Origin of the sequence: Gemmatimonas groenlandica (genome assembly GCF_013004105.1) — a bacterium.
Classification (GTDB): Bacteria; Gemmatimonadota; Gemmatimonadetes; order Gemmatimonadales; family Gemmatimonadaceae; genus Gemmatimonas; species Gemmatimonas groenlandica.
The window spans coordinates 1,588,796-1,608,467 of record NZ_CP053085.1; the positions used below are offsets into that span (position 1 = coordinate 1,588,796).

General features: G+C 57.1%; 18 protein-coding genes. 5 read left to right on the plus strand and 13 right to left on the minus strand.

Features of this window, described 5'->3' with window-relative positions:
- Window positions 1–282: 282 nt before the first annotated feature.
- A complete protein-coding gene (locus HKW67_RS06740) occupies window positions 283–2,148 on the minus strand; it encodes an ATP-binding protein (protein WP_171224650.1) in 1,866 nt (621 codons plus the stop codon).
- A gap of 507 nt (window positions 2,149–2,655) precedes the next feature.
- Between HKW67_RS06740 and HKW67_RS06745 the strand changes: the two genes are divergently transcribed.
- Window positions 2,656–3,348, plus strand: a complete 693-nt coding sequence (locus tag HKW67_RS06745; RefSeq protein ID WP_171224651.1) for a recombinase family protein — start codon at window positions 2,656–2,658, stop codon at window positions 3,346–3,348.
- 153 nt (window positions 3,349–3,501) lie between these two features.
- On the opposite strand, the gene HKW67_RS06750 is transcribed toward HKW67_RS06745, so the two are convergent.
- On the minus strand, window positions 3,502–4,572 hold the full coding sequence (locus tag HKW67_RS06750; protein WP_171224652.1) for a hypothetical protein: 1,071 nt from the start codon (window positions 4,570–4,572) through the stop codon (window positions 3,502–3,504).
- A gap of 149 nt (window positions 4,573–4,721) precedes the next feature.
- Between HKW67_RS06750 and HKW67_RS06755 the strand changes: the two genes are divergently transcribed.
- From HKW67_RS06755 to HKW67_RS06765, 3 genes are all read left to right on the plus strand, one after another.
- A complete protein-coding gene (locus tag HKW67_RS06755) occupies window positions 4,722–5,759 on the plus strand; it encodes a hypothetical protein (protein ID WP_171224653.1) in 1,038 nt (345 codons plus the stop codon).
- Window positions 5,752–6,102, plus strand: coding sequence for a hypothetical protein (locus HKW67_RS06760; RefSeq protein WP_171224654.1), 351 nt, complete (start codon window positions 5,752–5,754; stop codon window positions 6,100–6,102). Before HKW67_RS06755 ends, HKW67_RS06760 begins: the two co-directional genes overlap by 8 nt.
- 92 nt (window positions 6,103–6,194) lie before the next feature.
- Window positions 6,195–7,241 (plus strand): SIR2 family protein, encoded by a 1,047-nt coding sequence (locus tag HKW67_RS06765; RefSeq protein ID WP_171224655.1) that lies wholly within the window; start codon window positions 6,195–6,197, stop codon window positions 7,239–7,241.
- 338 nt (window positions 7,242–7,579) lie between these two features.
- On the opposite strand, the gene HKW67_RS06770 is transcribed toward HKW67_RS06765, so the two are convergent.
- From HKW67_RS06770 to istA, 4 genes are all read right to left on the minus strand, one after another.
- Window positions 7,580–7,918, minus strand: a complete 339-nt coding sequence (locus HKW67_RS06770; RefSeq protein WP_171224656.1) for a hypothetical protein — start codon at window positions 7,916–7,918, stop codon at window positions 7,580–7,582.
- Between the two features lie 95 nt (window positions 7,919–8,013).
- A complete protein-coding gene (locus HKW67_RS06775) occupies window positions 8,014–8,199 on the minus strand; it encodes a hypothetical protein (protein ID WP_171224657.1) in 186 nt (61 codons plus the stop codon).
- 550 nt (window positions 8,200–8,749) lie between these two features.
- Window positions 8,750–9,580 (minus strand): IS21-like element helper ATPase IstB, encoded by an 831-nt coding sequence (istB, locus tag HKW67_RS06780; protein ID WP_206044630.1) that lies wholly within the window; start codon window positions 9,578–9,580, stop codon window positions 8,750–8,752.
- The gene (gene istA / locus HKW67_RS06785) at window positions 9,577–10,608 is read right to left on the minus strand and encodes an IS21 family transposase (RefSeq protein ID WP_171224658.1); all 1,032 of its coding nucleotides are present in this window, start codon (window positions 10,606–10,608) and stop codon (window positions 9,577–9,579) included. Before istA ends, istB begins: the two co-directional genes overlap by 4 nt.
- 255 nt (window positions 10,609–10,863) lie before the next feature.
- On the opposite strand from istA, the gene HKW67_RS06790 reads away from it, so the two are divergent.
- The gene (locus tag HKW67_RS06790; protein WP_171224659.1) at window positions 10,864–11,136 is read left to right on the plus strand and encodes a hypothetical protein; all 273 of its coding nucleotides are present in this window, start codon (window positions 10,864–10,866) and stop codon (window positions 11,134–11,136) included.
- Window positions 11,137–11,285: 149 nt separating this feature from the next.
- Here HKW67_RS06790 and HKW67_RS06795 read toward each other — a convergent pair whose 3' ends face one another.
- The 7 genes from HKW67_RS06795 to HKW67_RS06825 all read right to left on the minus strand — a co-directional run bounded on the left by HKW67_RS06795 (window position 11,286) and on the right by HKW67_RS06825 (window position 19,533).
- Window positions 11,286–11,570: a hypothetical protein gene (locus tag HKW67_RS06795; RefSeq protein WP_171224660.1), complete on the minus strand. Its 285-nt coding sequence runs from the start codon at window positions 11,568–11,570 to the stop codon at window positions 11,286–11,288.
- Between the two features lie 154 nt (window positions 11,571–11,724).
- Window positions 11,725–12,036: a helix-turn-helix domain-containing protein gene (locus HKW67_RS22755; RefSeq protein ID WP_425486235.1), complete on the minus strand. Its 312-nt coding sequence runs from the start codon at window positions 12,034–12,036 to the stop codon at window positions 11,725–11,727.
- 128 nt (window positions 12,037–12,164) lie between these two features.
- On the minus strand, window positions 12,165–13,535 hold the full coding sequence (locus tag HKW67_RS06805) for a hypothetical protein (protein ID WP_171224662.1): 1,371 nt from the start codon (window positions 13,533–13,535) through the stop codon (window positions 12,165–12,167).
- Window positions 13,536–14,108: 573 nt separating this feature from the next.
- Entirely contained in the window at window positions 14,109–15,365 is a 1,257-nt protein-coding gene (locus HKW67_RS06810; RefSeq protein WP_171224663.1) for a hypothetical protein, read from the minus strand.
- A 373-nt stretch (window positions 15,366–15,738) separates the two neighbouring features.
- Complete coding sequence (locus HKW67_RS06815; protein ID WP_171227580.1) at window positions 15,739–16,170, minus strand: nucleoside deaminase; 432 nt, start codon at window positions 16,168–16,170, stop codon at window positions 15,739–15,741.
- Window positions 16,171–16,226: 56 nt separating this feature from the next.
- On the minus strand, window positions 16,227–18,890 hold the full coding sequence (gene clpB, locus HKW67_RS06820) for an ATP-dependent chaperone ClpB (protein WP_230981145.1): 2,664 nt from the start codon (window positions 18,888–18,890) through the stop codon (window positions 16,227–16,229).
- Between the two features lie 196 nt (window positions 18,891–19,086).
- A complete protein-coding gene (locus HKW67_RS06825; protein WP_171224664.1) occupies window positions 19,087–19,533 on the minus strand; it encodes a hypothetical protein in 447 nt (148 codons plus the stop codon).
- Window positions 19,534–19,672 lie beyond the last annotated feature (139 nt).

Sequence of the window (19,672 nt, forward strand, 5' to 3'; positions counted from 1 at the left end):
CCACAGTGACCGCCGACGCGTCTGATTGGACGTCAAGAGCTTCGTCTGGTGACGCGGCAATGGGATATGAACCGATTGCACCAAGACTCGAGTTGGAATTGAATACGAGTATCGCGCCATTCGAGATGGGCTGCTTGCAGTCTTGGCAAATCCACGGGCCATCATTCATGAGTTCTCTCCTTGGGAATGAGCTTACGGCTCGGCATGCGCGCTGCGAGTCGTATCCAGCCGGCATGCCGAGCCGCTTAAACCGAATTGAGTCGAAAACCGGAATGGCAGCGCCTAGTGCTGTACTTTCGTCACCACTCGCGCGAGGTCCGTCTTGAGCGACCGAGCTACGCGCTCGATAACGTGAAATCTTGCCATCATTACGCTCGTGAGTGCATAAGGAGAGAGCGCTTGCTGTAGTTCAACTCCGGTCCACGTGCGCCCGTTCGCGAGATTTCGGATGGTCATTACCGCTTCGACCAATTGAAGCCCCATCCACTCCTGCACGTAGTCAACGATCAGACGTTCTATCTCTAGGTCAGCATTGGGATTGAACACCAAAGCGAAATGGGATAAAACGTCGCGATAACCGCGAAAGTCCGCGTTAGCCTTGATGGTAGAACTGTTGAGTGCGTCGCCCGCTATCTCTGCCGCGACGTCCTCCATCTCGCCATCTTCCCTTCCCTTCCCTAACGTAACCCAGAGAACTTCTGGCTCTCTGGGTTGTGCCAGTACGGGTACTGCTTCGTCTCCCCCGCTCTCCACAAGATCGGCGAGATAGTCGTCACTTGCTCGACCGCCTCGACTACCGGAGAGGCGATGAGATCGAGGTTCACTGAGTTCTCCGTCGCTGCCGGCGGCTCCTCCTCGAACACTTCCTGCAGCTAGTACCACGCCTGAGGCACTCTTCCGGTAGCGACTAGGGCGGAGAAAATCGCGAATCCTCTTTAGTCGCTCCAGAATGCGTTCTCTCAGCTTACCGTGCGGGTCACTGTTAGAACGCGCCATAATCTCGTCGATCTTGGCTCTGATCTCAGCCGGAAGTTGGGTCCGAAACTCGGCTCCCCACCGTTCCCACCAATTGGCTTCCTCTACGTCTTCCCCGTTGATCAGAACACGCGAACGAGCCGTGTCTGCACGGAGGTCCAAACCGGTGGTCCCCCCGCGCGGTTCGATGTAGATAATCACATGCTCAGCTCCAAACAGCACTCCGAAGCCTGCAAGAATGCGGCGTGAACTTGGAGGCGTTCTAAGAACGTACACCTCGTCTTGGAAGACGATGCCAGCCTGACCGGTTCGGCTTCCGCGCGAACTCATCTCCTTCGATGACTTCGCGGGGTCGTCGAAAACCCACCAGTGCGCGTCCGCATTTGAGAGATGCACCGTACCGTGCGCGCTTGAATACTCGTCGAACAGATGCTTCGTGCCGCGGATAGTCTGGAGATTGAATGTTTTCTCCGAGGGCGATGGCTCGCCCTTCGGCCAGCGTTCAACATCCTTCGTCAGCACGCGAACTTGAAGCTTCAGGTTCGCCGGCAGGCGGAAATAGCGACTGGTTAAGTACGTCACCAGCCAATTCATTCCCCCTGTTTCGGGCGGCACACAGGTGTTGCCTTCGTCGCTGACACCGAGAAGCGTCACCTTGGTCCCAGAGTCCTCGATGCCTCTAGGTCTATTGACGTCCTTGATCCGCGGAGTCCAATGGGGACCATCTGCGAGATCAAATGAGTCTAGTCCGTACTGCCCGATGGAGTCATCTCGGTGCAGCTTGACCATCGTACCACGGCCGTCACGCCAAGACTGATAGACGAGACCGAGGCTATTCCGGAAAAGGGCCGTGATCTTAGCACCAACTCCAAAATTCTCTGAGATGCTTTGGGTTTGATTGGCGCCCTGAACTGCAAGGCTGTTCAAGTACGACGACATTTGCTCAGGTGTCATACCATCGCCGTTATCGACGATGCAGAGCTTAAACGTGTCCGTGCGGGCGAGATGCTCCCAATCAACGTCCCACCTGATAAGCCCCTCTCCCCCCTCGCCGGCTTTCTGACGCCGTACGACCGCTTCGATGGCGTTCTGGGTCAGCTCACGGATCTGCTGATTGGGCGGGGTGTCTGCCGCGAGGCGGTCCAGAAGGAACGCGATGTTCGCGACGGTCATTGGCCGAGTCTGTGACACTCTTTGCTCCTAATCGAGGCGGCGCTGCCGCGTGGATGTAGATGGCAGTCTTCCTTTCTCACTCGCGAAGGCGGAAGCCTCGGGGACTGATTAGGAAGATGCTGCCATTTTGAGCATAACCGCGTTCAAATAATCGCGCAAACCCGATTGGCGCGTCTCGAGCTATTCGGGCGACTTGATAAAGGGAACCCCGCTCATCCGTGGCCGCCTGAAGGCACGAACAAGAAGATCGCGCTTCGCCAGCTACAAGTCTGTGGTGTACTCGCGAATGAAATCAGGGGCTGGAGTATGCGGCCCAATCTCCTTGGATTAGATCGAATTCGAGAGGCCACTCTTAACGAGGCAAAGGGATGGGGAATCTCGTGAACGTTCGGCGCTCATCTCGGAGTGAAGCTCATGGTCGCATCCATTGACCATGTCAGAACGAGGTTTACTTTTCTAGTAACGGTGGTAACTAGTACCGTTTAAACACACCTAGATGAGAATGACATGGAATGCACACGTTTCGTCTCCTATCTTCGCGTCTCCACTGCACGACAAGGAAGCTCAGGACTCGGGCTGGAAGCGCAGCGCGAGGCTGTCCGTGGCTTCTTAAAGGGTCGCGATGCCAGTCTGATCGAGGAGTTTGTCGAGGTCGAATCTGGAACCAACTCGGAACGTCCGGCACTGATGCGAGCGCTGGCCACCAGCCGCATTCACAAGGCGACTCTAGTCGTCTCGAAGCTGGATCGACTGGCCAGAAATGCACACTTCCTGCTCGGGCTGAAGGAGAGCGGCGTCGATTTCGTGGCTTGCGACATGCCCTTCGCTAACGCGCTAACCGTCGGGATCATGGCATTGGTAGCGCAAGAGGAGGCGAAGATGATCTCAGCTCGCACTATAGCAGCGCTCGAAGCCGTACGTGCGCGTGGAGTCAAGTTAGGCTCGCCCAAGCCGATCACGAAGGCCACACAGCTGCTCGGACGGCGCGCGAGCGCGTCCGTGCGCCGCAAGCGAGCAGCACAGTGGATTTCCGATGTCTCGCCCCTCGTGAAGCACGCATTCGCCACCACAGATACGTTGCTTGGCGCAGCCAAGGTTCTCAACGCTCAAAGCACGCCAGCGCGAAGAGGGGGAAAGTGGTCCGCCGCTCAGGTAAAGCGGGTGCTGGAGAACTGCATAGACGGATCACCATCGAGCTAGAATGTGAAAGCTTCAGCGCGTCATCCACATCGCAAAGGTGCTAGGCGTCTCGACCACCACGCTCATCAATGTGAGGCGAATGAGAGGGACAAGCAGACAGATCGACGCCTAGGCCGTTGCGATTCGGCACGCAACACCTAGGGGGCTGGGCAGCTACACTCGACCAGCCACGTAGTCTTGGGCACTCTTCCGAATCGACCCGAATCTCTCCATCTCAGCTGCGACGAATTCGAGACGAGTTATCGGATTATCCCAGTCTTTGAAAACTCGTTCCTGCACTTTGTCGTCCGGTATTAGCACGCTTGCCACGTCCCACAACCAGACGAGCGACCAGTCACGTGGATCGACTGCATTCGGTTGTCCGAGCGCGATACCGAAACGCTCGCGATAGTAGCGAAATGCACTAAACGGAAGATCGCTAGGCAATCGCGACAGGACCTTCTCTACGTCGCTCGGAAGCATCTGCATCTCATCGCGGAATCCTTCGCCATTCGTAAGCATCTGGTACAACATGAATGACGAGTAGCCCTGTGTCAGTGCAGCGCAGCTTTCACCGTCAAAGGATTGGGCATTCTGGAGCAGTGGGACAGGCTGACTTCTGCCACGTTGATCAACCAACCCGCCGAAAAACATCATGGTTGGAGCGATGCAGAACCAAAACTCCGCCGCTCGCGCCTGTGGGGACGAAACGTTCTTCTTGATGAAGTCTGAATGCACCTCGATTGATCGATTGAACGACCTTAGGAGTTGCGGGGAGACATCAGCCGGTTTCCATGGATCGGGTTGGTTGCTGACTTGACCACGCGGTGATTCAGCCTGAGGACTGTCACTCGCCTGCGGTGCCTCAGCGAGTCCCTGAAGCACGCGTATTGCATCTGCGAGCCGCTGACGATCCTTGAATAGCCCGACGTCTTTGCTTAATTCGACCTCCGAGATTATCGCACCGACAGCGCTCGGGTAATTGGCAAAGCCCGCCAACTGCGTTGCAGCGTACCGAAGCTCCCCATCCGAAAGGGCACTCCACGGAGTTCGATGCCGAAGCGGAGAAATCGCCTGAAAGATCGACTCCTGCGCGTCGATTCCTGACTCACGCATGCGCATCATGGCCCCGACAGGAACGGCTGCCTTTCCAGCACGCCGAAGCCTCGGGTTGAATCGAAAGGCCAAGCGTACAGCGATGAAGAGAAAAGCGACTACGATTAAGGCCCATTGCCACCAGCTCATGTGGTTCCCTCTATTCAATTTCGTGGAGCCGTACAGAGAATGTTCACGTGCCAACCGAACGACACGGGTAGCAAGTGGGCGAGCGTCTAAGCTGACGATACATTACCCAGAATCCGTTGCGCTAGCCTCCTACCGCATTACTTGCCTCTATGCGCGCACCTATCGATCCGCTTAAGGACTGCATTGCCCGTATTGGTACGATCCGTGACCGATGGATCGTGATTAATGATGACACCGTTGCGCCGTCGCTCCTAACGTCTATTCGGCGGATTCTACCGATACCGGGTGCTTTCGATGCCATTCCCTATCGGAAGCAGGCAGACGAGCTTCTGAGCATTGAGGCGGCCCTGAGTACCGAGCTTGATGCACTTCGCAACTTCGCACTCTCGGAGTTCTCGGGCACTTCAAGCAAGGCGCTAGCCTCAGCTGCGATACCATATACGCAAGTCCTTATGACGGTGGTTGGCACGCTGCGACAGATCAAGGCTAGATTCGCCGACGCATTGGAGAAGACTGGTCCAAGGTACCAGTGGCAGGCTTACAACAAGGATGTGGCGGAGTACGAAGTCCTCAGAAGCCAACTGGGACGCGTTGGCAGCCGCTTCAGTGCCATACTCAACTCGGCTGATCCGTCCGAACTAATCGAGGATGTCGCGCAGACCAGCGAGATCCGACTCGCGAACGCGATACCACTCTTTATGAGTCAGATTATCGCGCACGTGAATGCTGAGGCACCGAGCTTAGTTGAAGCCGTCGTAAGCGAACAGATGTCAACTGGACAGCCAAAGGTTTTTGCCTTGCAGACCGACCATGCAATAAGGCTCCTCGCCTTTGCCATGATTGCCCATGAGATGCGAGAGGCGAAACGTTGTCTTCCGCCTCAAACCTTTCGACTGATTGAACCACTCACACTTGCGAGCATCCGGCAAGCAAGCACTGAGTTTGGCGAGGCATTTGAGCATGATGCTAAGCACTTTCTCATCGGCTACGACACAGCAGTCAGCCATAACGTCAATCCGATATTCGGCATCGCGGCATACTTTAATAGGATTCTAGCGTCGGAGCTTGGACTTTCCGTCTCTAAAGATGACGATAGCTATCTCGGGGACGCGGTATCTGAAGTTATTCGGCGACTCAGACTCAACTGGTGGGCGAACCTCAGCTCTAGGGCAACTATCCTTGTCTGATTCTCTTGACTCCATCATCACGCTCTGGCGCGACTCGAAACGTCACCTGATGATTGTAAGCTTGATGGCTGCTACGATCATCGGCTGCAAAAGCGAAAGAAGATTTGCTGGTCGATACGCAGCAAAATCCTCAGACGGGATGACGGCGGTCTTTGAGTTCGACACGGCGAACCGATTCTGGGCTATCGAAAACCCTTCGAACGTTTCGTCGTATTATTTGAGCGGCGACACCCTGTACCTATCAAGCGTGACTCAGGCGACAGCCTATATTCGCAACGGGGACTCCTACCGTTATGCTGATTCTTCGGGCCGAGTGTTGGAGTTCATCCGAATCAAGGATTAGTCGTACGGCTACCAAATTGGTCTGAAGGTTTGGGGGCGCGTAACGGCACCCTGAGCCTTCGAATACACGTTACCACCGAAACGAATTCCCACATGCTATTGATCATTGCTGGCGCGGGTGCCTCGCTTGACTCCGTGCCATTCACGCCTCCTCACACCGAGTCTGCGGGATATCAGCTACCCCTCGCCGATCAGCTCTTCGGGGTCAGTCAAGCCTTTTTAGATATTCAGACCAAGTATCCAGCTCTAAAGCAGATATCGACGCGACTGCACTTCCGCTCGAATGGCAAAACCGTTGAGGATGTACTCGCCGAAATGCAGGAAGAGGCGAAACACAATCCGGCCCGCCACCGGCAGTTGGTCGCGGTGAGATACTACCTCCAAGAACTCATTGATACCTGTGAGCAGCGATGGTACCGAGGGCACTCCCTGCCCACCAACATGATAGCGCTACTTGACCAAATTGAAAACGCTAGGCTCAAGCACGGCGGCGGCGCACACCCATGCTTCATCACCTTCAACTATGACCGCATTATTGAGAACGCGCTCAGCAATCGTGGACATACGTTCAATAACATATCTGACTATACGGCAGCGAATCGTCCTGCTTTATTGAAGCTCCACGGTTCCGTTGACTGGGTTCGACCGGTAACGGGTTTGAAGCGACCGCCAAGGGATAATTCGCGAAATGAGGTAGCCGAGCGAATGGGCGAGGAGTTTCACGAAATCGTCCCAGAGCAGGTTGGCGAAATCAAAATCATACGAAGCATTAGCTCCACAACTTCTGAGGAAGGAATCCACTTGCCAGCGATTGCGATTCCGACGAAGGGCAAGTCTTTTGAATGCCCGGAATCGCATGTGGAGGAGCTACGGAAGATTCTACCTGAGGTTCGCTGTATCCTGACAATTGGGTGGCGCGCACAGGAAGATCATTTTTTGGTCGAACTTCGCAGACTTGCTACGAAGCCGATTGTTGGCATCTGTGTTGGCGCTAATGGGCACGATGCTGATCCAGTCACTAAGCAGATGATGCGGACCATGCCCCGAAGTGAGTTTAGGTCATTTGACGGGAGGGGCTTTTCGGATTTCGTGCGTAATCACGGTGTCGAGAGACTTTCGAATCTCGAGTGGCATCGTTGATTGGCGAACCAATGAGGTAATGCACCTTAGGTAGATGTCCAATCAAAATGCCTCTCTGACAAAGGCGTGCAAAGCGTGGTACAGTTTGCCGCGATCCCCCTCTTCGATGATGCCGCTGCGACCGACGATTGAGCATTCATATCAAGAAGTAGTAGGTGCTGTGTTCGTATCATGGTACTTGAAGTTTGGAATCACAGATGAATTGGTCAAAACGATGACTGCTGGAATGTGGATTTATACTGCGAAGCGTCGGTAAAATGGTGTATCGCGATCTCGCACGTACCGACCATAGGCGTTACTAAACCAATAGGAACGTGAGTTCACAGCAGACGGGCAGGTCAACCACCCAACGGCTCGTCCTCAGTGTCGTCCCACTTCGCGATGACAGCACGATGATCGGAATCCGGATGTACCGCAGCTAACATCGACGGATTCGCGATGAACGAACGGAGCATTGTCAGCCAGCCCTGAAGTTCCCGTTCTCCGTTCAACAGCTTTTCACGGCTCGCAAAACCGATAAACAAGTAGCCCATGCGGGGAAAGACGGCTCCGTGCCGTTTGTGGAGATCTCGCATGCCGCCCTCGTCGTAGATGAACCGTTCGACCTTGAGCGTTTGATGGGTGGCACACTGGGAAAGGACTTCCTCCGTCCGCCCTTGGAAGAGGAAGCCTCCCATTGGGTTCAGGACGACGAGCCAAGGGTATGGCGAGCCGCCCTTGCGCCAACCTCCCTGTGTGGACGGGAGGACGAATGGTGTCCCATCTGTAGGAGTCACCATTTTTTTCGATCCTCCAACTCGTCTTGCAACTCGTCCTGCCGAGCCTCGAAAAGCATCGCAGCCCGCAATTCAGCGTCCTTGACCTTTGGCGACCAAGCCGGAACGTCGCCCAGCTTCCGGATCTCCACACGTTCGAATTCTTCGAGTGTCCGTGGATAGGCGTGGTTCTTCGACTTCATGAAACCTCCTTGGGGATGTAATCGCCAGACCGCTCATCAGCTGGCGTATTGATCGGTCATTGAGACATCGACCGTGAATCAAGTGTATCGATTCGCGGCGCACTTGTCAACCCCTAACTCCTTGTGGGACAACGGTTTACGTCCGTTTATACGATGAGCGTTAGAGTCGCGCATGGCCACGGGGATTTCATGACCTCTGCACGCGGGTCGAGGCTGCCCACCAACCGTTCATCGGACATCACTGCTATTCGGGTATCGCGATCATTCGGCTATAACGGCTATTCAGATATCACGGTTATTCGGATCTCACGGTTATCACGGTTATCACGGTTATTCGGTTATCACTGTTATCACGGTTAATCGGGGCGGACCGCGGAGCTGACTGCGAAGTTGGAAGACAAGCCCGCCGATAAACACGAGACCCCCTAGCCAGTAGATCGGTTCGGGGGTCTCTCCAATTTCTAGCTGGACGTTTGTCAACACCAACGAGAATTGCGCACTTTCACCAACAAGAATTGCGCACTTTGGGCGGGGGATGAGCCCGGTAGGGTCAGCCCTCCTGGCGTCGGGGGGAGCGGCCACGTACGGGGGCGCTGGAGGAGTCCGGCGCGGGTGGCGGGGCTAAGCGTGAGGCGAGCGCGCGATGTTCGCGCATGCGGTAGCTGTTGCCGCGGATGTTGACGATGTGGCAGTGGTGGACCAAGCGATCAATGAGCGCGGCGGCCATGACCTCGTCCCCAAAGACCTCGCCCCACTCCTCGAAGGACTTGTTGCTGGTGAGCACCGTCGACGCGTGTTCGTAGCGTCGACTCATCAACTGGAAGAACAGCTGCGCGCCGGTGCGCGAGATCGGCAGATAGCCGATTTCGTCGACGACCATGAGGCTCGGCGACACGAGGGTGCGCAGCCGTCGCGTGAGATGGCCGGCCTGCTGCGCGTCTTCGAGCCACGTGATTAAGTCCGCCAGCGTCGCATAGTAGACGCGTCGTCCGCGCTCGGCCGCGATCACCGCCAGGCTGATCGCGAGGTGCGTCTTCCCGACACCGGGCGGCCCGAGAAACACGACATTTTCTTTGCGCTCGAGGAACTGTAGCGTGTGCAGACTCTCGAGCTGATCGCGTTTCACCGACGGCTGAAAGGTGAAGTCGAAATCGTCGAGCGTCTTCACCGTCGGCAATCGCGCACAGCGCATCGCCGTTTGGAGGCGGCGCTGATTGCGGAGCGCGATGTGACTGCCGAGCAGCGCTTCCATCGCGGGACCGGCGCTCAACTCGCCGGCATCGATGCGGCGCAGAATGTCATCCACCGCTTCCAACGCGCCAGGCATCTTGCAGTCGGCCAGCTGGGTGCGGAGTCGGTCGCGCAGCGTGCCGCCGCTCATGAGGCCTCCTCGGCGAGCAACGCGCCATAGTGAGCGAGGGCCCGTCGCTCGACGGCGATGTGCGGGACCCGACGTGTCGGCGCGGGCTCGACCTGCGGGGCGACCAAGACCATCGACCGATACGGTCGCGCGGCGAGCGGCTGGAGGGTGGCCTGCTCGTCGCGAAGAAAGCGGGCGGCCGGCGACTCACCGGTCGTCCCGTGGATCCGCACATTGGCGACCTCCGCGAGCCAGCGCGTGCACTGATCGGCCAAGTCCGCATCGCCGAGAAACTCCCGGCCGTAGAGAAAGCTGGTACGGAGGTAGCCGACCGGTCGCTCGACTTTCCCTTTGGTCTGCGCGCGATACGGACGGCACGCGCGAATGCGAAAGCCCCAGTGCGCGGCGAAGCGCCCGAACTCCGCATTTTCGAGCAGCTTCCCGCCACCCGGACGCTGATCCTCGACGATGACGGCCTTGAGCTGATCGAACAGCATCTCCGACGGCACGCCACCGAAGTCCGCGAATGCGCGCTCCAAACTCTGCATCACCGTCAGCGCCGTCTGCCGCGGCACGAACTCCACATACAACTTGCGCGAGTATCCGAGCACGACGAGCACCGCGTAGCGCTTGCCCCACGGCAACTTCACTTCGGCGAAATCGAACTGCCCCTGACATCCGGGCGCCGTCTCAAAGCGGATGAGCGGCTCCGGCTCCTGACGCGGCCGGACGCGGGCCACATAATCGCGGAGGCGTGTCACGCCACCGACATACCCGGCGGCCCGACACTCGGCGAACAGTCGCTGTGCGGACAGGGCCGGATACGACCCCAATCGCTCGTGAATGAGCGGCTTAAACGGATCCAGTCGCTGCGGACGCGGCGCGGTCGTCCGGATCACCGGCGACTCGACCACCCGCGTCAGCTGCCCAGTCGCGATCCAGTGATGGACCGTCCGCGAGCTCACGCCTAACTGCGTGGCAATGGCCCGCTTCCCGAGCCCCTGATCCAACAAGTGCTGTAGCAACACGAGGGTATCCCTGCTGTACACCAGTCTCCTCCCCCAAGGGAAGAGACCAAGGTCGCGTCGACACGAGGCCGGCGGAGGGCCTCGCAGGAAAGCTCCCAAGTGCGCAATTCATCTTGGTGACTCTGCGCAATTTCATACTGGTGATGACAACGTTTTCGATCTGCCACTTCTAAAACGTCCTGCTGATGATGTTTGCGTAGTAGATACATTGCGCAGGCGAGGCGCTCGAATTTGTGGCACGCCGTGAGCAGCTTGTCCTTCACCACCGAACACGTAATGCGATTTACACCGTTGGTCAGAGTAGCAGCTGTACTCTTCTCGATGACGTTGCTTGGTTGCCCCAGCACACCTAAGACGCCGGAAGAACTGGCGAAGGCCGAAGCGGAGGCAGTTGACGAGAGACTTGCCGAAAGGGCGAACGAAGAGGCCCAGCGCAAAGATGCTTGGGAGCGTGAGCAGAAGGCAAAGGACGACAAATTCTGGCGCGATGCCGCTGCTGCTGCGGAGCGCTCGAAGTGGGAACAGCAAGCGAGAGAGAAGCGCCGTTGAAGCATTAGAGGCCACGCGACTTCGCGCTAAGCCAAAGAGTTCGCTTCGCGGTCAGACTTTCGTTCACCCTTGAAGGGGCTTCGAGAGACACCATTCAGCATAAGTGAAAGGGCCGAGGGAGAAGATCGAATTCTCCCTCGGCGTTTTCATTACCTGAATTTTGAGTCAAGAATGGGCTGCGGAATGGGAAGCCACTCTGCGATCAGGATCGTCGCGTCACGCAAGCTCTTTCTTGCTCGGCGGGCTGCCAAAACATCCTGACCGTTGAGCGCACACGTCATCTCGAAGTCCAGAATGGCGACGAGCGAATCATCAACGAAGTCGAGCCAACGCCTAGCTAGCTCTTGAAGTGCGTCGAATTGCTCTTTGGTTTGGGGATTTCGTACGCTCATAATCTTCCACCAGTAATGGGTATGGTTGTCATTGTCAGTCATTTGCATCTCCGAAATGGGTGATGCCTATACGTATCAGATTGCCGCGTTTTTCCACCTTTTTTAAGCCAAAATACCGATGCGGCGTACTGAAGGAGAGCGGCTTATCGAACGGTGCGGTGCTTTATCTCCATCGCCTAAATATTGTGGCCAGAGGCTACGCTTGCCATCCATCCTGCAAAAGCTTGCGGACATCGTCAGCGTGATATCGGAAGGAGCCTCCGATCCTGACGCCCGTGAGCATTTTGTGCTTCAGTAGTTTTCGAAGGGTCCGATCTGATACGCGGAGCATGGACGCAACTTCGGCTCGTCGCAAAAGCCGCGGGAAACGAAGCGCAAACTCGTCAGGTGCTTGGATGCCCTTATCGGGCGGCATTGAATCATATGTCATATAAGTCTCTGGTACGGGTCTCCCATACATATCATATGACGAACGGAAATTGCCGATCCCGCCTGCTCGCCTTCTCATTGATCGTGATGCGGGTGCGCCAGTTAACAGTTCGCTCTGCTATGACCTCAGCAAGCGACACTATCGGATATGCGCCTCCATGCTGCTCGTTTTCTTGGGCAGCGATTAGCACCAGCTGTTGGCAGAGTTCAGGCAAACGCACATGATCGTCGTCGGCTAGCGATTATTTCATGCCTGCGTCGGTTGCGATCTAGCTGCTGCAATGAAGCATACATCCACCACTCCCCCACATAGTGAGAGATAGAGAAGGAGATATAATTCTTCATAAACTCCTTCTTATGATGCATGGAGACAGAAATAGTGGGATACGACTTCACATGCTGAGCTGATTCTAGTCCGATATCGATCCCCCAAAGCGCCTGACCCAATCCCATCATATGCCCATGCACCATATTGAGATCATCGCGAAGCACCATGACGCAATCGTGAATACGAAACATCACTATCCCGTATTCTTCGGCCCATTTCATGAGAGCGTCGAAATATTGCGCTTCAATCTTGCCAAGGGTTTTCTCAATTACGCACGCATTCTTCGTCTTCAACGCTTTCGCCCGAATTCGACACCGATTGTGAAACTCTTCGAGCATGTCAACCAGCTTGCCTAGACCCATTTTACTTAGGAACTTGTAAAACTTCGCTTTGATCCCTTGTAGCGAATCCATCACCATTCGCTGGCGGAACTCCTTTAGATCTTGCTCCGTGTAGGCCATATCATGTCGTTCAAAAAATGACCTAATGGCATGTTTAAGATGCAGTAGATCATCGAGGGCACCCAATTTGCTTGTCAGTATGGCTGCGAACGTCAGAAACGCCGAACTGATATCAATGGTCGCTAACTGACGAGAGCCGAACCTGAGATTATTGCGTACTGTTTTGGGTAGCTGCGTGATAGATGTATAGACGCGCCCGTTCTGTGCCCGAAGATCACTCACACGGTAATCACGCATATTGAAGTCGAGCGCCCGCAGTTTCTCATACTTCGACCATCTGGGATCAATCTGAATATGCAGATGCTTGGCACATTCATGTTCCCAAGTGAGCGCATTCGTGGTTTCCCCAAGGGCTTCAACTCCCCTAGCACGTTTATCGATCTGCTCACGCGTATTCTCTGCTTTCTCCAAGAGCCGCCAGACGTTGTTAAACTTGTAGCAACTCCGGAAGCATATCTCGGGGCAGTTTATGAATGAATATCGATAAGCGTAGGACTGCGTATAGTTGCCGTTGACGTGTTGATAGTGCCGAGTCCGAACGAGCCGGAAGTGTTCGTTGAGGTATTCAACAGCGACGCCTGAATCGTCTATAGCTCGGAGCATTCGCGAGTCACACGGTGCGTTATCCGGAGCTACATCGTCATTACTGTAGATATTGCCCGTAGCCACTCCACACCGGATGATGAGTGCGGCAGTCGCAAGAATCTTGTGGCGTTGATCGGGGCGCAGTGTCAAATCAGCGTTGACCTGCTGCTTCCATCCCTTTGGAATTGCATATCCTTTTTTCATAATCTCACTGAGCAATAGAACGAAACCGCGCCCCCTCGATTCTCCCTGTACTGGCAGTGAAAATCTCAAAGACGCGGTTTCAATTGTCGGGTAATCACATTATCGGATCACTCCAGTAAGTGACGACCCGACATCTCATATATATCACGCACCATCGCCAAACGATCACACGTTGCGGGATCGACTGGTGAGATCTCTTCATTGCAGTATCGGCGATTTTGTACGGTCCTGTCAACTGCCGACCAGCCCAGCGCACACCATAATGACGGCGCTGTAGTCTCAGATGCTCGCGCTAAATATTCGGTTCTGCATATCGGCCTTATGCATATCCCGCTTATGCGTATCCCGCTTATGCATATCCCGCTTATGCGTATCCCGCTTATGCATATCCCGCTTATGCATATCCACAAGCGTGTGTTTAAACGGACGAGCTATGTCGCATAGTCGGCCTGATTAAACAGTGCCGATCTGTTTGGAGAAAACAGCAGGGTACAATCGTCGATCTACATAGGCGGTGAACTCTACGAACGGGCAATCAAACGCAGAACGACTGCGTTTATACCCTCCGTGATTTCAAAGCGCTGCCGACTGTAAAAGCATTTTGCGGGCGTGCTGTAGGTCCTTCGTGAGTGCTGCTATAGACTCTTCCAGTCGGGCTACTTCACCATCCCAATCGGTAATATTGATTCCCTCGGTGATGAACCAAGCCCGCATCTTCTCGTTCGCGTCATCCAAGTCCCGTTGCCAGTCTCGCTTATGCGGCCCGTTCGTCTTGTAATTCACTGACGTGGACCGTGTGTGACCGGCGAATAGGATGCTTGCGCGTGAGGATATGCCAGCCCACTCCCACCACTTTTGAGTCGATGCTCGTAGGTCGTATATCTCGTAGTCCTCTTCACCGCACGCCAGTTTGAACGCCTTCGCAATTGTGCTTAGGGAGTAATACTTCTGGGTTCCTGCCTTTTCTGGTGTCACTCGGCCCATTTTGGCGGTACGCTTACAGAGGACATTCGGAGCTGGCCCGACGCCGTCCAAACGTGGAATAAACCGTTTTGCGCGAGGGTTCTTGCCTTTTAGGACTCGGATTGCATCGTCGTGCCATTCGTAAACAACGGGCGTATGCATATCGAGTTGGGCGTATTCCTTCGGTCGCATTGCAGTGCACGCCAAGTTCCACACGTGTTGAGAAAAATGGCCGTTACCCTGCTCTCGCATTTTGGCCATGATCGCCTGCACTTCTTTCGGGTCGAGTGTCCGCCGCTCTCGCTTGCGCTCAGCATCCATATTCGGTGCTGCCTGTAGCTTGCTGAGGAGCCATTCATCGCCCGCGCTTCTGGCGAAGCTTCGACACATCGTCCTAGCCCGACGAAATACCAGATTCATTTGTCGCTTTTCGCATTCGATCAAATATCGATTTAGCACGTCGGGGAGCGCGTAGACGGTGGCCCCACTATCCGCCAGTTTCAGGAGCGCGACCACGGCCTGCCTGTACGACTCGACCGTGGTTGCTGCTAGGGGCTTTCTGTTGCGGTCTACTGGATGAGACTCTATCCAACGCTTGAGGGCGTCTGCTAGTGGCTCAGAACTACCGAGGGGACGTGAGTTTTTTGTCCCCGTAATCGCCTCATTAAAGGCCCGAACGAGACCCTGCTTGCCATGGTCACGAATCTGCCTCAGCGTCACGTCGTCTTCAGCTTTTATGCGCTCCGATACGAACGTATAGATCTGGTCGAGAACGTCCCTATCTGTGACACCGGTACGTACATCGATGCGCCCGAAATCGATTCCCCGAACGATTCCAACACGAATACGAATGCGATCATCGATCATCGAAAATCTCGCACAATGGGGACAACATGGGGACAAATGAGCGAACTAACGAAAAACAAAAAACGCTAAGTGCTTAAACATAAGCACTTAGCGCGAATCTGCTCGACGGACGAAACGGTTTTCGAGACCGGTGCCTTCAACCACTCAGCCACCTGTCCAACGGGAAGAATCTCACAAATCTGCTGCCAGTTCTGTGCCCTTCATCCCGGCTCGCCATACCAGCGCCAACCGGATCCCGCAGAGTCTGGATAAGTAATCGGCGAGGCGACCCGATTCAAGGGTTCTCGACCAGACGCGCCAGCTCCGCTTCGGCCGCCACGGTGCCGACGGGCGCCGCGGATGCCAGCGGCTCGGAGCAAAAGGAGCGCGGCGACTACCCGCGTCGGGCGGCGAAGAATGCTTTCAATATCGCGCCCGATTCCGCCTCCTGCACGCCACCTCGGACCTGCGGACGATGGTTGAGCTTGGGATGCCGCACGACATCCCCCACCGAGCCGCACATGCCGGCTTTCTCGTCCCAGGCACCGAACACCAGCGACCCCACACGAGCCAATACGATGGCCCCGGCGCACATCGCGCAGGGCTCGAGCGTGACCACCAGGGTGCATTCGGTGAGTCGCGCGGCGCCGAGCGTGCGGGCGGCCTCACGCAACGCCAGCAGCTCCGCATGCGACGTGGCATCACCGTCGCGCATCATGCGGTTCTGCGCGAGCGCGACGACGTCGACACCGCACAGCACGACCGCGCCGACCGGGACTTCCCCGACCAGCGCGGCCTCTCGCGCTTCGTGCAGCGCGAGTGTCATCGCGGCATCCACCTCGGGCGCCAATGGCGGCCCGGAGGTGGCACCGACGTCGTGACTCAACCCAGCATCTCCGCGAGCGGCGTCGGCGCCGAGAACGCGGCCTGCGCTGCGGCATCGGTGGCGTCACCGTGCGTGAAAGACAACGCGTCGGTGCCCGCTTGCACATCGGCCACGATCACATCGCCCTCCTTGAAGGTGCCCTCGAGTACGGCGAGCGCCAGTGGATTCTGCAGCATGCGCTGAACGGCACGCTTGAGCGGTCGCGCGCCGAACACCGGGTCGTATCCCTCGTCGGCGAGCAACGTGCGCGCCGCGTCGGTGAGACGGATGGTGAGTTTGCGATCGGCCAGCAGCTTGCGCAGATGCGCCAGCTGCAAGTCGACGATGTGATCGATCTCGCCGCGACCCAGCGGGTGAAAGACGACAATGTCGTCGATGCGATTCAGGAACTCGGGCTTGAACACACCGCGCAACGCCATGAGCACATCCTGCTCCACCGTGGCCCACGCTGTATCGCCCGCTTGCCCGCGCTCGAGAATCATCTGACTGCCGACATTCGACGTCATGATGATGACGGCGTTGCGGAAGTCGACGGTGCGTCCCTGCGAATCGGTGAGGCGTCCGTCGTCGAGCAGCTGCAGCAGGATGTTGAACACATCCGGATGCGCCTTCTCGATTTCGTCGAACAAAATCACCGAGTACGGGCGGCGACGCACTGCTTCCGTGAGCTGGCCGCCCTCTTCGTAGCCCACATAACCCGGCGGCGCACCGATGAGCCGCGCCACAGCGTGCTTCTCCATGTACTCGGACATGTCGATGCGCACCATAGCGTGTTCGTCGTCAAACAGGAATTCGGCGAGTGCCTTCGCCGTTTCCGTTTTACCCACACCAGTGGGCCCGAGGAAGATGAACGAGCCGATGGGCCGGTTGGGATCCTGCAGGCCGGCGCGAGAACGGCGCACGGCGTTCGACACGGCCTTCACCGCTTCGCGCTGTCCGACCACGCGCGTGGCGAGCACGTCTTCGAGTTTCGTGAGCCGCTCGCGCTCGCTCTCGAGCATGCGCGTGACCGGGATGCCAGTCCACCGCGCCACGACGTCGGCCACGTCATCGGCACCGACTTCTTCCTTGAGGAACTGCGGGCGTCCGTTGTGGCTGCCGAGTTTTCCTTCGGCTACCTTCATGTCACGCTCGAGCTGCGGAATTTTGCCGTACGTGATCTCGGCGGCCTTGTTGAGGTCACCGACGCGCGTGGCCTGCTCCGCTTCGAACTTCGCCGTCTCGATTTCCTGCTTGATGCGACCGACGGCGCCGAGGGTTTCCTTCTCCTGCTGCCACTGGGCGCGCATGCCGGTGGTTTTTTCTTTGAGATCGGCGAGTTCGCCTTCAAGGCTGCCGCGACGCTCGACCGATGCCGCGTCAGTTTCCTTGCGCAGGGCCTGGCGCTCGATCTCCAGCTGCACGATGCGCCGATCGACTTCGTCGATCTCCTGCGGTACCGAGTCGATTTCGATGCGCAGCCGCGACGACGCCTCGTCGATCAGGTCGATCGCCTTGTCCGGCAGGAACCGATCGCCGATGTAGCGATTGGAGAGTGTCGCCGCCGCCACAACCGCGCCGTCGGTAATGCGCACACCGTGGTGCGCTTCGTAGCGCTCTTTGAGTCCGCGCAGAATGGCGATCGTGCTTTCCACGCTGGGCTCACCAACAAACACCGGCTGGAAGCGACGTTCGAGCGCGGCGTCCTTCTCGACGTGTAAGCGATACTCGTCGAGCGTGGTGGCACCGACCACGCGCAGCTCACCGCGCGCGAGCATGGGCTTGAGCATGTTGCCCGCGTCCATGCTGCCTTCCGCCTTGCCGGCACCAACGAGCGTGTGCAGCTCGTCGATGAACACCACGTACAACCCTTCGGCGGCCGTGATCTCCTTCATCACGGCCTTGAGACGCTCCTCGAATTCGCCGCGGAACTTGGCACCGGCGATGAGTGCACCCAGGTCGAGCGACACGAGCTTCTTGTTGCGGAGCCCCTCGGGTACGTCGCCGCTGATGATGCGCTGAGCGAGACCTTCGGCGATGGCCGTCTTGCCCACGCCCGGCTCGCCTATGAGCACGGGATTGTTCTTCGTGCGGCGCGACAGCACCTGAATGACGCGACGAATTTCTTCGTCGCGCCCAATGACAGGATCGAGCTTGCCCTTGCGCGCGGCTTCGGTGAGATCACGCGTGAACTTCTCGATCGCCTGGTACTGCCCCTCGGGGGATTGGTCGGTGACCTTGTGCGACCCGCGCACCAGCTTGAGCGCGTCGAGCAGCGCTTTGCGATGCGCGCCGACGGTGGTGAGCACGCGCGTGCTGTCGGTGCCCTTGGCGTCAGAAAGCGCCAGCAGCAGGTGTTCGGTGGAGACGTATTCGTCGCCGAGTGCTTTGGCTTCTTTCTCGGCGGCGTCGACGACCTGCGTGAGTTCGCGACTGAAGGTCGGCTGCGCGTCGCTCTGCTTGGCGTACCGCGCGGCTTCCTGTTCAGCGGCAGCGCGCACGCTGGCGACGTTGGCTCCGACGCGCTGCAGCACCGGGACCACGATGCCCTCGTCCTGGGCCAGCAACGCCAGCAGGAGGTGCAGATCGTAGACGAGCGGATTGCCGGCCTTGCGCGCGAGCGCGACGGCTTCGTTGAGCGCCTCAGCGCTCTTCACGGTCAGACGGTCAGGATTGATCATGGGGTTCTGTAGAGGCAATCACAGTGCCGCGCTTCTGCTGCCAATACTGCAGACCACTACCGCGAGTTTCGAGAGGGAAGCCCCTACATTGGCGAGAATCGAGGATCATGAATACAAGACGGCGCGCCAGGTCCGTCCACCCGGCGCGCCATCGTGAGTTTTCGTTTGGGTCTCGTGGTGCTCGTTTACTCCCAGCTTACTTCACCACGATCATCTTTTTCACCAGCGGCACGCCATCCACTTCTAGGCGATACAGGTACACGCCCGAAGCGGCCTCCCGCCCGGTTGCTTGGACCTTGCCATCCCAATACGCGACATAGTCGCCGCATTGGACAGACACTTTTTCCAGCGGTTGACCTCCGGCCACCCCTCCGGTTCCGCCCTGCAACACCGGCGTCGCTACAACCTGCATGATCATGTTGTAGACCTTCAAACTGACGCGGTACTGCCGGCCAGGCTCGGTACAGTTGGGTGAATCACCCACACTGAACGGGATGCGAGTTTCAGGATTGAACGGATTCGGATAGTTCTGTCCGAGCGTCGCTCCATTGCGGCGTTGCTTGCTATCCTGCGCGGCCGCGACTCGTGGCATGATCACGCTGAGAGCGAGCACCAGACCCAGTGCTCCCCACACACGTTTCATGTTGCTTCTCCGACTGACGAATCAGGGTTGTGAGTCGAAGTCTCCAAGTGAAAGGTGGAAGTCGGACCTGAGTATCAGGTCTTCCTGAAGCTAGGACGCGTACACGGGGCCGTCAAGCAACATTCCCCGGCAGTCGGAC